11 protein-coding genes and 1 pseudogene are annotated in these 13,513 nt (G+C 63.0%); 6 read left to right on the top strand and 6 right to left on the bottom strand.

Translation table 11 applies throughout. The features are described from left to right. Positions 1-9 precede the first annotated feature (9 nt). Positions 10-1,200, top strand: coding sequence for an MFS transporter (locus FB009_RS08910; protein ID WP_012067341.1), 1,191 nt, complete (start codon positions 10-12; stop codon positions 1,198-1,200). Positions 1,201-1,377: 177 nt separating this feature from the next. Further along, a complete protein-coding gene (gene ispG / locus FB009_RS08905; RefSeq protein WP_012067340.1) occupies positions 1,378-2,631 on the top strand; it encodes a flavodoxin-dependent (E)-4-hydroxy-3-methylbut-2-enyl-diphosphate synthase in 1,254 nt (417 codons plus the stop codon). Between the two features lie 83 nt (positions 2,632-2,714). On the opposite strand, the gene FB009_RS08900 is transcribed toward ispG, so the two are convergent. The 5 genes from FB009_RS08900 to FB009_RS08880 form a co-directional block, all read right to left on the bottom strand. Next, the gene (locus tag FB009_RS08900; protein WP_012067339.1) at positions 2,715-3,500 is read right to left on the bottom strand and encodes an SDR family oxidoreductase; all 786 of its coding nucleotides are present in this window, start codon (positions 3,498-3,500) and stop codon (positions 2,715-2,717) included. Positions 3,501-3,545: 45 nt separating this feature from the next. After that, positions 3,546-4,496, bottom strand: a complete 951-nt coding sequence (locus FB009_RS08895; RefSeq protein WP_012067338.1) for a sugar-binding transcriptional regulator — start codon at positions 4,494-4,496, stop codon at positions 3,546-3,548. Positions 4,497-4,519: 23 nt separating this feature from the next. Next, the gene (locus tag FB009_RS08890; protein ID WP_012067337.1) at positions 4,520-5,989 is read right to left on the bottom strand and encodes an FGGY family carbohydrate kinase; all 1,470 of its coding nucleotides are present in this window, start codon (positions 5,987-5,989) and stop codon (positions 4,520-4,522) included. 74 nt (positions 5,990-6,063) lie between these two features. After that, the gene (locus tag FB009_RS08885; protein ID WP_145161556.1) at positions 6,064-7,032 is read right to left on the bottom strand and encodes a transketolase family protein; all 969 of its coding nucleotides are present in this window, start codon (positions 7,030-7,032) and stop codon (positions 6,064-6,066) included. Next, positions 7,032-7,841, bottom strand: a complete 810-nt coding sequence (locus FB009_RS08880) for a transketolase (protein ID WP_024310901.1) — start codon at positions 7,839-7,841, stop codon at positions 7,032-7,034. Before FB009_RS08880 ends, FB009_RS08885 begins: the two co-directional genes overlap by 1 nt. A 202-nt stretch (positions 7,842-8,043) precedes the next feature. Between FB009_RS08880 and FB009_RS08875 the strand changes: the two genes are divergently transcribed. The 4 genes and pseudogenes from FB009_RS08875 to FB009_RS08860 all read left to right on the top strand — a co-directional run bounded on the left by FB009_RS08875 (position 8,044) and on the right by FB009_RS08860 (position 12,394). Continuing rightward, positions 8,044-9,018, top strand: a complete 975-nt coding sequence (locus tag FB009_RS08875) for an ABC transporter permease (RefSeq protein ID WP_012067334.1) — start codon at positions 8,044-8,046, stop codon at positions 9,016-9,018. 125 nt (positions 9,019-9,143) lie between these two features. Next, positions 9,144-10,075 (top strand): annotated as a pseudogene (locus FB009_RS08870) (substrate-binding domain-containing protein). 26 nt (positions 10,076-10,101) lie between these two features. Beyond that, positions 10,102-11,589, top strand: a complete 1,488-nt coding sequence (locus tag FB009_RS08865; RefSeq protein ID WP_012067332.1) for a sugar ABC transporter ATP-binding protein — start codon at positions 10,102-10,104, stop codon at positions 11,587-11,589. 16 nt (positions 11,590-11,605) lie between these two features. Beyond that, a complete protein-coding gene (locus tag FB009_RS08860) occupies positions 11,606-12,394 on the top strand; it encodes an SDR family oxidoreductase (protein ID WP_102045029.1) in 789 nt (262 codons plus the stop codon). Positions 12,395-12,456: 62 nt separating this feature from the next. Here the strand turns inward: FB009_RS08860 and hisC are convergent, their stop codons facing one another. Continuing rightward, positions 12,457-13,512, bottom strand: a complete 1,056-nt coding sequence (gene hisC / locus FB009_RS08855) for a histidinol-phosphate transaminase (RefSeq protein WP_018209246.1) — start codon at positions 13,510-13,512, stop codon at positions 12,457-12,459. Between the last annotated feature and the right edge of the window lies 1 nt (position 13,513).

Raw genomic sequence — 13,513 nt, 5'->3', positions numbered from 1 at the left:
GTTACTCCCATGGATCAGCGCACAGATTCCGCCCCGCAGGCCATTGGCCGGCAAGGATATATGTCCAGGAACCGGCTCGCCGTGTCTCTCCTGTTTCTTATGAACGGCTTCGTCACGGGTAGTTGGGCGCCCAAGATACCGGAGTTCAAGGAGCGCCTCGGCATAGGCGAAAGCGTCCTCGGACTTCTCATCCTGGGATTCGGCGTCGGTTCGCTGGTGCTGATGCCGATCGCAGGCGGCTTTATCGCCCGCCTCGGTTCGCAAAAGGTCGTCAAGGTCACGGCCATAATCCTTTCACCGCTGCTTCTCCTTCTGACGCTCCTGCCCAATCTGTGGACGGCCGCGCTTGGTTTGTTCCTGCTCGGTGGCTTCGTGGGCGCAATGGACGTGGCCATGAACGCCAATGCCGTCGAGGTCGAAAAGTCGATGCGGCGCGCCATCATGTCATCGTGTCATGCCTATTGGAGCCTTGGCGGGTTGATCGGCGCGGGGATCGGCGGCTTCCTGATGGCACGTTTCGGCGTGCTGCCGCATGCGATGGTCGTTACCGTTCTCTGTCTCGTTATTCTCGCCGTTGCCTGGCCGATGATCCTCGCCGACCGGCCGCATCTGGCGGAAAGCCGGGAAAAGCTCCGCTTGCCGATGACGCCGCTGCCCTGGCTGATCGGCATCATGGCGCTTTTCTCGATGGTGCCCGAGGGAGCCGTCCTCGATTGGGGGGCGCTCTATCTCAAGAATGAACTCGGCGCATCCGTCGAACTTTCAGGCTTTGGCTTTGCCGCCTTCTCGGCCACCATGGCGGCCATGCGCTTTGCCGGCGATCACGTGCGCGACCGGTTCGGAGCGAAGCGGACCCTGCGCATCTCCACCGTGACGGCGCTCGCCGGCATGGTGCTCGCCGGCCTCGCCCCCAATGCCGTTCTTGCTATCCTCGGTTTTGCGCTTGCAGGCGTGGGGATATCCAACATGGTTCCGATCGCTTTCTCCGCGGCCGGCAACATGCCGGGCCTGCAGCCAGGAATAGGGCTGTCGGTCGCCACCACGATGGGTTATTCCGGCATGCTGTTTGCGCCCTCCTTGATCGGCTTCATCGCGGAACACAGCGGTTTTGCCATCGTTTTCGCATGCGTTCCCGTGCTCTTCATCGTCGTGCTCCTGCTCTCGCACCACGCCGTACACGCGGATCACGCCAAGGGGTAGCGTCCTGCGGGCGGTACCAGCGGCGGCGGGCTCTCGCGCCCGCCTTGCCATCAATTCGCCGTCAGCGCGTGATGTTGCCGTTGACAAGCGGGCGTTCCTTCGCCACCTGAAAGGTGAGAATTTCGGGCGGTCCGTGCACGTTCCGCTCTGCTGCAACGGACCCAAGAAGAGGCCTTCATGTCTTCTGCCTTCGATTTCGAACCACAGCCGCGTCGCGCATCGGTCGCCGTCGATGTCGGCGGCGTGATCGTCGGCGGCGGTGCCCCGGTCGTCGTCCAGTCGATGACCAACACCGACACGGCCGATATCGATGCGACCGTGGCGCAGGTGGCGGCGCTCCACAAAGCGGGATCGGAGCTGGTGCGCATCACCGTCGACCGCGACGAGAGCGCCGCGGCCGTGCCGAAGATCCGCGAGCGGCTCCTGCGTCTCGGCTTGGACGTGCCGCTTGTCGGCGATTTTCATTATATCGGCCACAAACTGCTTGCCGATCATCCGGCCTGCGCAGAGGCGCTTGCAAAATACCGCATCAATCCCGGCAATGTCGGCTTCAAGGACAAGAAGGACAAGCAGTTCGCCGAAATCGTCGAGATGGCGATCCGCTACGACAAGCCGGTGCGCATCGGGGTGAACTGGGGCTCGCTCGACCAGGAGCTCCTGACGCGGCTGATGGACGCCAACAAGGCGAATGGCTTTCCATTGACGGCACAGCAGGTGACGCGCGAGACGATCGTGCAGTCGGCGCTCCTTTCGGCCGAACTTGCCGAGGAGCTCGGCCTGCCTCGAAACAGGATCATTCTTTCCGCCAAGGTTTCCGGCGTCCAGGATCTGATCGCCGTCTATGCGATGCTCTCCGCGCGTTCCGACCATGCACTTCACCTCGGGCTCACCGAGGCCGGCATGGGAACAAAGGGTATCGTCGCTTCCTCCGCCTCGCTCGGTATTCTGATGCAGCAGGGGATCGGCGACACGATCCGCATTTCGCTTACTCCGGAGCCGGGCGGCGACCGCACCCGCGAGGTACAGGTGGCGCAGGAGCTTCTGCAGGTGATGGGTTTCCGCCAGTTCATCCCGGTCGTGGCGGCCTGTCCGGGGTGCGGCCGCACCACTTCCACGGTCTTTCAGGAACTTGCCCAGAAGATTCAGGAGGATATCCGCTCGAGCATGCCGGTCTGGCGCGAGAAATATCCGGGCGTCGAGGCGCTGAAGGTCGCGGTCATGGGCTGCATCGTCAACGGGCCCGGCGAGAGCAAGCATGCCGATATCGGAATTTCGCTTCCGGGAACCGGCGAAATGCCGGCCGCTCCCGTCTTCATCGACGGTCACAAGGCGATGACGCTCCGCGGGCCGAAGATCGCGGAGGACTTCCAGCTTCTCGTTGCCGATTACATCGAGAAACGCTTCGGCCACGGCCAGGCGGCGGCGGAGTAACAGGAGCGGTTCGCCCTTTCCGAAGAGCAGTCGCGCGCGCCGGATTACGCGCGCTCACATTTCGCCGGAACGGGAGCCGAACGTCACGACATGATCAAGCCGCCATCGACATTGATCGTCTGCCCGGTAATGTAAGCCGCATCCTCTGAAGCCAGGAAGGCGACCAGCGCCGCGACTTCGGCCGGCGTTCCGGCGCGGCCCATCGGGATACCGCGAACCCATTCGGCCATCAGTTCGCCGGGGGCGTATTCACCGAGCATCTGGCCCCAGACGCGGTCATTGTAATCCCACATCTCGGTGTGGATGATACCGGGGCAAATTGCGTTGGCGGTGATTCCTTCCCGCGCGAGTTCCTTGGCAAGGCTCTGGGTGAGGCCGACCACGCCAAACTTCGAGGCGGCATAATGCGGGGTATAGATGAAGCCTTGGCGCGCCTGGCCGGAGGCGGTATTGATGAGGCGGCCCTTGATACCGCTGGCGCGAAAGCGGCGAACGGCTTCTTGGCAGCAGAGGAAGACGCCCTTGGTGTTCACATCCAGGTTGAGGTCCCACTCGCGCTCGGTGAGGTCTTCGACCTTGGCGATGGTGATGACACCCGCGTTCTGGACGGATACGGAGATCGCGCCCAGCTTCGCCTCGGCCTCCGTAAAGGCTTCCTGTACCGCTTGAATGTCGGTTACATCCAGCGTCAGTCCGATGACATCGGTGCCGGTCTCTTCAGTCAGCGTCGCGGCGGCCGCGGACATGTCCTTCTCGATCGCCGCGATGGCGACCTTCGCTCCCTCTTCGGCAAAGCGCTTGGCGATGCCGCGCCCGATTCCCTTGTTGCCGCCGGTGACGAAAACCGTCTGGCCTGCGAAACGTCTCATGGTCTTTCCTCCATAATGCGCAACGGGCCAGGACCGATCTTCAGATCAGGCCGTGAGCCGAGCTGCTGTGAACTTGTCGGTGACGAGCACATCGATAACGCCAAGTCTAAGGGCGCCGGCAATGGCTTGGGTTTTGGATTCGCCGCCCGCGAGCGCCATGACGCGGCCGGTCTTGCGCAGGTCTTCCAGCGAGATGCCGATTACGCGGTCGTTAAGCGGGGTTTCGACCGGCTTTCCGCCCTTGTCGTAGAATCGGTAGGAAATCTCGCCGACCGCCCCGGCCTCGTGCAACATCGCCATTTCCTGGCGGGAGAAGGTGTTGCCGGAGCGGGCGAGCAGTTCCGATGGTTCCACCGCGCCAATGCCGATGATCGCAAGGCTGAGGCGGCCGAAGAGGTCCATCGTCTCGCGCACCACCGGGTCGGCGAGCATGACGAGTTTCGCCTCGCGTGAGGAGGTGATCCCCTGAACGAGAAGCAATCGCGGCTCGCCGCCGGTGAGTCTTGCAAGGCGCGCGGTCAGCTGCGTGGCATGGGTCTGCACCGAGGCGTCGCCCATGCCGCCGAGGATCTGCACGATGTACTTCGCCTTGGCGTTCTTCAGCGGGTGGATGTTGTCCACCATGCGCAGAATGGTCTGACTCCAGCTCGATACCCCGACGATCTCGTCCTGCTGCAGCGTGACTTCGAGGAAATGGGCAGCCGCCTCGCCGATGCGCGCCATGATCGCTCCATCGCGATCTTCCGAACAGTCGATGACGATCGCTTCGGTCAGGCCATAGCGCTCGCGCAATGCAGTTTCGAGATCCGCAAAGGTACCGGCGGGGGGAATGACCGTGGTGCGCACGATGTCTTCCTGCTCGGCGCGCTTCAGCATGCGGGAAACGGTTGCCTGCGACATGTGCATGATTTCGGCGATCTCGGCCTGCCTCTTGCTTTCGATATGGTACATCTGGGCTACGCGGGCGATCAGTCGAAGCTCGTTGAGCCGTCCCATCGGGATCCTCCAGTGGTGAATTTTTATTCACTCATAATTGAAGGACCTGGAACGGTCGAGCGGTAGATTGCGTCCTGCCAAACCATGAGGCGATCTGCGGCATCGCAAGGGCGCGGCAGCACGGGTTTGCCGGCGCGCGGCAGTGAAGCGACAGCGGCGAGATCGGGCCAAACGCCGAGCGAGAGACCCGCCAGATAGGCTGCGCCGAGCGCCGAGGCCTCTGGCGCGTCGCACTGAGTGATGACATGGTTCAGGGTATCGGCCACGCATTGCATCAGGAAAGTGTTCTTGCTCGGCCCGCCATCCGCATAGAGTCGGCCGAGCGGTGTCGGCGATTGTGCCGACATCGCCTTGAAGACGTCATGGACCTGGAAGGCCATTGAGTCCGTGACCGCACGCGCCATCTGGGCGCGCGTCGTGTTGAAGGTTATGCCGGAAAACAGCGCTCGTGCATCGGCGTGCCAGTAAGGGGCGCCGAGACCCACGAAGGCCGGCACGAAACCCGGGCCGCGGGGCTCGGCGGTGGCGGCGAGATCGATCAGGTCCTCCACATGGGAAAGGCCGAGCATTTCGGCCATCCATGGAAGGGCCGCGGCCGAAACGAGAATGTTGCCCTCGAAGGCATAGGTCGGCCGGCCGGCGATCGACCAGGCGATCGTCGTCGTAATTCCCTGCTCGGGAGCGATGAAGCGGGGTAGGGTCGTCATGATAGAAGAGCCGGTGCCGAAGGTCACTTTGCCGTCGCCGGGTTTGAAGGCCCCGTGGCCGAAAAGCGCGGCGTGGCTGTCGCCGATCGCCGAGGCGATCGGGATTCCGTCCTTCAGCCCCGGCACATTCTTCGTGACGCCGAAGCGGGCGGCGCTGTCGCACACCTCCGGCAGGGCGGATTTGGGTACGCCGAACAGGTCGCAAAGCTCGTCGCTCCAGGCCCGGCGGTTGAGGTCGTAAAGCTGGCTGCGGGCGGCATTGCCGGCATCGCAGGCATGGATCGCGCCAGCCGTGAAGCAATGGATCAGCCACGCGTCGATCGTGCCCAGCCGGACCTCATGTCCCGGGGGAATGCGATCGAGCAGCCACTTCATTTTGGGACCGGGGAACATAGGGTCTATGGGGAGACCCGTGAGCGCCCGGACGCGCTCGGCATGGCCTGCGGCGCTGAGTTCGGCGCAGGCCGGCGCGCTGCGGCGGCATTGCCAGCTGACCACCGGGCCGAGCGGCTTGCCCGTTGCGGCGTCCCAGGCGGTGACCGACTCGCGCTGGTTGGAGATCGCGATCCCGAGGATGTCGGATCGGGGTCCCTTCTGCAGGCAGGCGGCAATCGCCTCCTGAACCGATTCCCAGATGCGAAGCGGGTTCTGCTCCACCCAGCCGGGCTGCGGATGTTCGATGCCGACCGGCGATGCGCCACGCGAGAGGATCTCACCGGTCGTCGAAACGAGAACGGCTTTTGAATTCGTGGTGCCCTGGTCGATGGCGAGAATGGCAGTCGTCATGGCGGCTCCGGCTGACAGGAATGGGGCGCGGCAGGAGGATTGCCGCGCCCGGCACGAAATCTACCTGCGCATGATCATGCGCGGGAGGGCTTTCGTGCGATCAGTGCGACGGCCGCTTCGGCGATGGCGGCAGGGGACATGCCGAATTCGTCGAGCAGGAATTCGGCCGACCCGGTCGGGGCGAAAATTCCCGGAACGCCGAGGATCTTCATCGGCACGGGCGCTTCGGCCACGACAAGTTCGGCCACGGCCGAACCGAGCCCGCCGAAGGTGGAATGCTCTTCCGCCGTCAGGATGGCTCCGGTCTCGCGCGCGGCGGCCACGACGGCATCGAGATCGAGCGGCCGGACTGTCGCCATATTCAGCACGCGTGCCTCTATGCCCTCTGCCGCCAGCAGATCGGCAGCCTTCAGGATGCGGTGGGTCACCGTGCCGTTGGCGACGAGGGTGATCGCGTCGCCGTCCCGCAACAGGTTGGCCTTGCCCAGTTCGAATGTGTGGCCGGACGGCAGCAGGTCCGGAACGCCGACGCGCGACAGGCGCAGAAAAACCGGGCCATCATAATGGGCGGCCCATTCGACGGCCGCGGCGGTTTCGACCGAGTCGCAGGGTGCGATGACCGGAAGGTTCGGCAACACGCGGGTCCAGGCGAAATCCTCGATGGAGTGGTGCGTCGGCCCGAGCTCGCCATAGGCCATCCCGGAGGAAATGCCGATGAGCTTCACGTTTGCGTTGGAATAAGCGATGTCGGCCTTGATCTGCTCCAGCGACCGGCCCGTGAGGAAACAGGCGGCGCCGCAGACGAAGGGCAGCAGTCCGCCATTGGCAAGGCCAGCGCCGACACCGACCATGTTCTGTTCGGCGATGCCGACATTGACCAGTCGGTCCGGCCACCTGGCTCTGAAGCCGCCGAGCTTGGAGGAGCCGACGGAGTCGTTGCAGACGGCCACGATCCTGGGGTTATCCGCACTGAGGCGCTCCAGCACCGTAACGAAGGCGTCACGGCAATCGTGCAACTTGGCACACGATGTCACGGCGTTCATCACAGGGCCTCCGAAAGCTCAGCCACGGCAATCTTGTATTGTTCGTCGTTCGGCACCTTGTGGTGCCAGTCGACCTTGTCCTGCATGAAGGATATGCCGTGGCCCTTGTTCGTATGGGCGACGATACAGTGCGGGCGACTGCCGCGCTTTTCCAGCGCCGGAACGACTTCATCCATGGCATTGCCGTTGATCTCGGTCACATCCCAGCCGAAGGCTTCGAGTTTGGCGGGGAATGGAGCGAGATTGTTGGTATCCTTCAGAGCGGCGCCCTGCTGGAAGCGGTTGTGGTCGATGATCAGGGTCAGGTTGTCGAGACCGAATTGCGCGGCCGATGAGATGGCCTCCCAGTTGGATCCTTCCTGCATTTCGCCGTCACCGGTCAAAGCATAGGTGTGATATTTCGCGCGGGTCAGCTTTGCCGCCTTCGCCATGCCCACCGCCACCGGCAGCCCGTGGCCGAGCGGGCCGGTATTCGTCTCGATGCCCGGCACCTTGGTGCAGTTCGGATGCCCGTTGAGGCGCGAATGCGGCTTCAGGAATGTGCCGATTTCTTCCTCTGGAATGAAGCCTCGCTTGGCCAGCGTCACATAGAGCGCCAGCGCCACATGGCCTTTCGACAGCACGAAACGGTCGCGGTCCGGGTGCTTCGGCTGTTCGGGCCAGATGCGCAGCACGCGAAAATAGAGCGCCGTCAGAATGTCGATGGCGGACATCTCTCCGCCGATGTGGCCGGCGCCGGCTTCGAAAACCGCTTGCAGATCGCGAAGTCGGATCTGTTGAGCGATGCGGTCGAGATCGTTCGGCTGCATGAAATCCTCATTGTGAATAAATATGCTACTGATCATATATTTGCACGCCCCTCTCGCAAGTCAAGCGGAATTCCGCAATAGCAACCGCGAGATTGCAGCCTCCCTCGTATTGACAGCCTCAGGATTGGTCGTGTATGAACACACAGTAATGAATAATTATGCTTACCGGCAACGGGAAGCGGGCTATGCGGGAGGACGGCGCATGCGGGCTGCGGTGCAAGACAAGCAAGGGGCTGCCGTAAGGCTGCTTCCGTCACTGAAGGGCGCGACCGGTCCGCTGATCGGGCTGATCGTGCTGTGCCTTTTCCTGACCTTCGCGACGGACAAGTTCCTGTCGGTGCGGAATTTCCTCAATGTGCTCGACCAGATCACGGTGCTGGGCGTCATGGCTGTCGGCATGACTTTCGTCATCCTGATCGGAGGTATCGACCTTGCGGTCGGGTCGGTCATGGCGCTGGCGATGATGGTACTCGGCTACCTGCACGTCGTGGCCGGCGTGCCGATGTGGCTCGCCATTCCCCTGGCGCTCGCCGCCGCCTCGCTAAACGGCCTCATCGCGGGCCTCCTCATAACCCGCTTCAACGTACCGGCCTTCATCGCCACGCTCGCCATGATGTCGATCACGCGCGGCCTTGCGAACATGGTCACCGACGGCCAGCAGATCATAGGCTTTCCGGCCTGGTTCAACATGATGGCCATCGTTCGCTTCGGTGGCTTCCTGACGCTGACCGTTGCCGTGATGATCGTGGTCTTCATCGTCGGACTTCTCTACCAGCGCTACCGGCATGGCGGGCGCGTGCTTTACGCCGTCGGTGGCAATGCCGAAGTGGCGCGCCTTGCCGGTATCGACGTTCAGCGCGCGACCGTGCTCGTCTATGTCGTCTGCAGCTTCCTCGCGGGTCTTTCCGGCATGGTGCTTGCGGCTCGTCTGGACTCGGTCCAGCCGTCGTCGGGCGTGTCCTATGAGCTCGACGCCATCGCGGCGGTCGTCATCGGCGGTACTTCGCTTTCCGGCGGAACGGGGGGGATCGGCGGCACCATCATCGGCGTGCTCATCATCGGTGTCCTGCGAAACGGTCTGAACCTGCTCAGCGTGTCTCCCTTCATGCAGCAGGTGATCATCGGTGCCGTCATCGTACTCGCCGTCACGGCGGAAACGTACCGCAAGCGGAAATAGCGACATTCGCCCCGTTGCCGAACTTCGGTGGGGCGCTGAAAACGGCCAGCAATGGTGCCGGCCGGCAAAGAGAAGGTGACTTCCTGCGAGGGCAGGGCGCCACCGGGCAAATCGGAGGAGAAACTATGAAACTGTCCACACTGCTGGTGGCCGCAACCACCGCTTCGGTCCTTGCGCTTCCCGCATCCGCAGCCGAGGTCAAGAAGATCGGCCTGCTGTTCCGAATCTTCAGGCCGACTTCTTCAACCAGATCAAGCTCGGTGTCGAAAAGCACGCCAGGGAAAAGGGCCTCGAAGTGGTGGTCGTCGACGCGAAGAACGACACCAACACGCAGGTCAGCCAGGTACAGGACCTGATGATCCAGGACATCGACGCCTTCATCTATATCCCGGCCGGCGCCGCGGCGGCTGCGGTCCCGACCCGCCTTGCCCGCGAAGCCGGCATTCCGGTCATCAACGTCGACCGCGTCCCGGAGGGTGCGCCGGGCGACACCTTCATCGCCGGAGAGAGCGTCGAATCCGCCTACGCCGTCTGCAAGTTCATCATCGAGAAGGCCGGCGGCTCGGGCAAGATGGCAATCATCCACGGGCAGAAGGGCACAACGCCGGAGGTCGACCGCTTCACCGGCTGCAAGCGCGCCATTGACGAGAACAAGGGCGTCGAGCTTATCGACCAGCAGTGGAGCAACATGTGGTCGGCCGATGAAGGCTTCTCGATCGCGCAGAACATGCTGCAGGCAAATCCGGACATCACGATCATTTTCGGCCAGGCCGACGGTCTCGCCATGGGGGCGGCCAAGGCGGTCGACGTCGCCAATCTCTCCGACAAGGTGATCATCGGCGGCTATGACGGCGACGTCTCGGCGCTCGAATACCTCGCCAGGTGCAAGGGCCCGTTCATCGCCACCGCAACGCAGAGCACGCAAAAAATGGGCGTTCTTGCCGTCGAATCCGCACTTGCCGTTGCGGCGGGCGAGAAGGTCGAAGAGCGTCAGACGCCGAATGCCGTGCTGACGACCTGCGACAACGCTCCGGAATTCGTAAAGAACCATCCGTAACCCGATAGCCGAAAGGCAGCAGCGCCATGACGCCCCACTCTCCCATCCTGTCGCTCCGTCGCATCCGCAAATCCTACGGTCCGATCAAGGTTCTCCACGGTATCGACCTCGATATCCATCCGGGAGAGGTGGTGGCGCTGCTCGGCGAAAACGGTGCCGGAAAATCGACGCTGTCGAACATTATTTCCGGCACCGTGCAACCCTCAGCGGGCGAAATGACCTGGCTGGGCAGGGCCTACGCCCCCGCAGATCCCCGTGCCGCGATGGAGGAGGGGATAGGCATGATCCATCAGGAACTGAAACTGCTCCCGAAGCTCTCCATCGCGGAGAACGTGTTCGTCGGCCGCTACCCGATGAAGGCGGGGCGGATCGATCGCAAAACTATGGAAGATCGGGCACGCAGCGGCCTGCACCGGCTCGGTCTCGACATCTCGCCGGATCGCCTCGTCGACGGGCTTTCGACCGGCAAGCAGCAGCTCATCGAGATCGCCAAGGCGTTGACGCTCAATGCGCGCCTCCTGATTCTCGACGAACCGACGGCCGCGCTCGGCGCCGAGGAGACCCAGCTCCTCTTCCGGCAGATCGAACGGCTGAAGTCGGAAGGCGTCGGCATCATCTACATTTCGCACCGCCTGGAGGAGATCCGCAAGATCGCCGACCGCATTGTCGTGATGCGCGACGGCGCCAAGGTGCAGGAGTTCGAGAGTGGCGACGTGCCGATACGCACGATCGTCGAGGCCATGGTCGGGCGCTCACTCGAGCGCATGTTCCCGACCCTTCCGGCCCCGACGGACCAGGTGACGCTGGAGGTACGAAATCTCTCGTCGCCGTCCAACGCATTCCGGGACATCAGCTTTTCGGTTCGCAGGGGCGAGGTTTTCGGCATTGCGGGCCTCATGGGAGCCGGCCGGACCGAACTCGTACGCGCCATCAGCGGCGCCGACCCCATTTCCAGCGGCGAAGTCCTGCTGCACGGCAGGCCCGTCACGCCCCGCTCTCCGATCGATGCGATCCGCAACGGCATCGTTCTCGTGCCGGAGGATCGAAAGCTCCAGGGCGTCGTGCTCGATCATTCGATCGCGGAAAATATCGGCTATGCCAACCTCGGCGAAATCTCCCGCAGCGGCTGGGTCTCCTCGCGCCGCATCCGGCAGTTCGCCGAGGAGTGCATCAAGACGTTCGGAGTAAAAGGCCGCGGGGGGCAGAATGCCGGGGAGCTTTCCGGCGGCAACCAGCAGAAAGTGGTGCTCGCCAAATGGCTGGCGCGAAAACCGCAGGTGGTCGTGCTGGACGAGCCGACGCGCGGCATCGACGTAGGCGCCCGCTCGTCGATCTACGATCTCATCATCGATCTCGCCCGCGAGGGCGTCGCAGTCATCGTGGTCAGCTCGGATCTCGAAGAGGTGCTCGGCGTCTCCAGCCGCATCCTGGTCATGGCGCAGGGCAAGCAGGCCGGCATCCTGAACCGCGAGGATGCGAACGACGTCTCTGTCATGGAACTGGCAACGATCTAAGCAGGAAAGAACCCATATGTCTGAAATCAGTCTTGACGCACCGAAATTGTTCGATCTTGCCGGAAACGTCGCCCTCGTGACCGGCGCGGGCAGCGGCATCGGCCAACTCATCGCCATCGGTCTCGCACAGTGCGGCGCAGATGTCGGGTTACTAGACCGACGGACCGATGATGGTCTCGCGAAGACGGCCGATCTCATCGAAAAGGCTGGGCGTCGCAGCATTCAGATCGCCGCTGATGTCACCAGCGGCGCGGCGCTCGACGAGGCGGTTGCGCGCACAGAAGCGGAGCTGGGCCCGCTGACCCTCGCGCTCAACGCCGCGGGCATCGCCAATGCTCATCCGGCGGAGGAGATGGAGGAAACTCAGTTCCAGACGATGATGGACGTCAATCTGAAAGGCGTTTTCCTCTCCTGCCAGGCGGAAGCGCGCGCCATGTTGAGGAACGGACGCGGGTCGATCGTCAACATCGCCTCGATGTCCGGCGTCATCGTGAATCGAGGACTTAACCAGTGCCACTACAACGCCTCTAAGGCGGGTGTAATTCACATGTCGAAGTCCATGGCGATGGAGTGGGTAGGCCGCGGCATCCGGGTCAACACCATCAGTCCGGGCTATACGGCAACACCTATGAATACTAGACCGGAAATGGTGCACCAGACCAGGCTCTTCGAGGAACAGACGCCGATGCAGCGCATGGCTGGCGTGGACGAAATGGTCGGCCCGGCCGTTTTCCTTCTGTCGGATGCGGCGAGCTTCGTAACCGGAGTAGACCTTCTCGTTGATGGCGGCTTCTGCTGCTGGTGATATCGCCGGTCAGGAGGCGGCGCCGCAATCTCGCCGGTGCCGCTTCAATCTGACCTGCGATCTCACAGAATTTCGTCGAGCGCCGCGACCAGTTTGGCGCATTCATCATCGGTGCCGATGGTGATGCGCAGGAAATCCTCAATCCGGGGCTTGGCAAAATGGCGGACGATGACCGCGCGTTCGCGGAGTTTCGCCGCCAGCGTCTGGCCCGCGTGGTTCTGATGCCGGGCGAAGACGAAATTCGCCTGAGACGGCAGGACCTCGAAACCGCGCGCTTCGAGCCCCTTCGTCAATGCCGCCCGCGTGGCGAGGATCTTGGCGCGCGTCTTCTCGAACCAGGCCTCGTCCTCGATCGCAGCCGTTGCACCCGCAAGGGCGGCGCGCCCGAGCGGATAGGAATTGAAACTATCCTTGACGCGCTCCAACGCCTCGATCAGCGGCCTTTGGCCTATCGCGAAGCCGACGCGAAGACCGGCAAGCGCACGTGACTTCGAGAAGGTCTGAACGACGAGCAGGTTCTCGTATTTCGGAACGAGTGCGATCGCGGATTCGCCGCCGAAGTCGATATAGGCCTCGTCGACGACCACGGGCTGGTCGGAATGCTCGCTCACCAGCCTTTCAATGTCGGAAAGCGGCAGGCCGATTCCCGTCGGCGCATTCGGATTCGGCAGGATGATGGCGCCGGCAGGGCGGCGATAGCCTGCAATTTCGATGCGGAAGTCGGCGTTCAGCGGAATCTCGACCGCTTCGATGCCGAAAAGGCCCGCATAGGTCGGATAGAAGCTGTAGGAGATGTCAGGATAAAGCAGCGGCCGATCGTGTTTCAAAAGCGCCGCGAAGGTGTGGGCCAGAACCTCGTCGGAACCATTGCCGACGAAGACCTCGCCGACGGACATGCCGTAGCGCCTGGCGATCGCCTCCCGCAACCCGAGAGCGACGGGATCCGGATAAAGCCTGAGATCCATGTCAGCCGCCGCCCGAATCGCCTCCAGCGCTTTTTCCGAGGGGCCATAGGGGCTCTCATTGGTGTTGAGCTTGACGAGGTTCGCCATCCGCGGCTGTTCACCGGGAACGTAAGGCTTCAAGGCGGCAACGATCGGCGACCAGAATCTGCTCATC

This window comes from Sinorhizobium medicae (genome assembly GCF_007827695.1).
GTDB lineage: Bacteria > Pseudomonadota > Alphaproteobacteria > Rhizobiales > Rhizobiaceae > Sinorhizobium > Sinorhizobium medicae.
Note: the sequence above shows the minus strand (reverse complement) of the source record. Positions and strands in the feature narration are given on the sequence as shown.

Bases quoted from the DNA above. Each gene is read 5' to 3' on its own strand.
- FB009_RS08895 (WP_012067338.1), bottom strand. From the start codon at position 4,496: ATGGGACGGCTCAACGAGCTTCGACTGATCGCCCGCGTAGCCCAGATG.
- FB009_RS08875 (WP_012067334.1), top strand. From the start codon at position 8,044: ATGCGGGCTGCGGTGCAAGACAAGCAAGGGGCTGCCGTAAGGCTGCTT.
- FB009_RS08890 (WP_012067337.1), bottom strand. From the start codon at position 5,989: ATGACGACTGCCATTCTCGCCATCGACCAGGGCACCACGAATTCAAAA.
- FB009_RS08865 (WP_012067332.1), top strand. From the start codon at position 10,102: ATGACGCCCCACTCTCCCATCCTGTCGCTCCGTCGCATCCGCAAATCC.
- FB009_RS08885 (WP_145161556.1), bottom strand. From the start codon at position 7,032: ATGAACGCCGTGACATCGTGTGCCAAGTTGCACGATTGCCGTGACGCC.
- FB009_RS08880 (WP_024310901.1), bottom strand. From the start codon at position 7,841: ATGCAGCCGAACGATCTCGACCGCATCGCTCAACAGATCCGACTTCGC.
- FB009_RS08910 (WP_012067341.1), top strand. From the start codon at position 10: ATGGATCAGCGCACAGATTCCGCCCCGCAGGCCATTGGCCGGCAAGGA.
- FB009_RS08860 (WP_102045029.1), top strand. From the start codon at position 11,606: ATGTCTGAAATCAGTCTTGACGCACCGAAATTGTTCGATCTTGCCGGA.
- FB009_RS08900 (WP_012067339.1), bottom strand. From the start codon at position 3,500: ATGAGACGTTTCGCAGGCCAGACGGTTTTCGTCACCGGCGGCAACAAG.
- ispG (WP_012067340.1), top strand. From the start codon at position 1,378: ATGTCTTCTGCCTTCGATTTCGAACCACAGCCGCGTCGCGCATCGGTC.
- hisC (WP_018209246.1), bottom strand. From the start codon at position 13,512: ATGAGCAGATTCTGGTCGCCGATCGTTGCCGCCTTGAAGCCTTACGTT.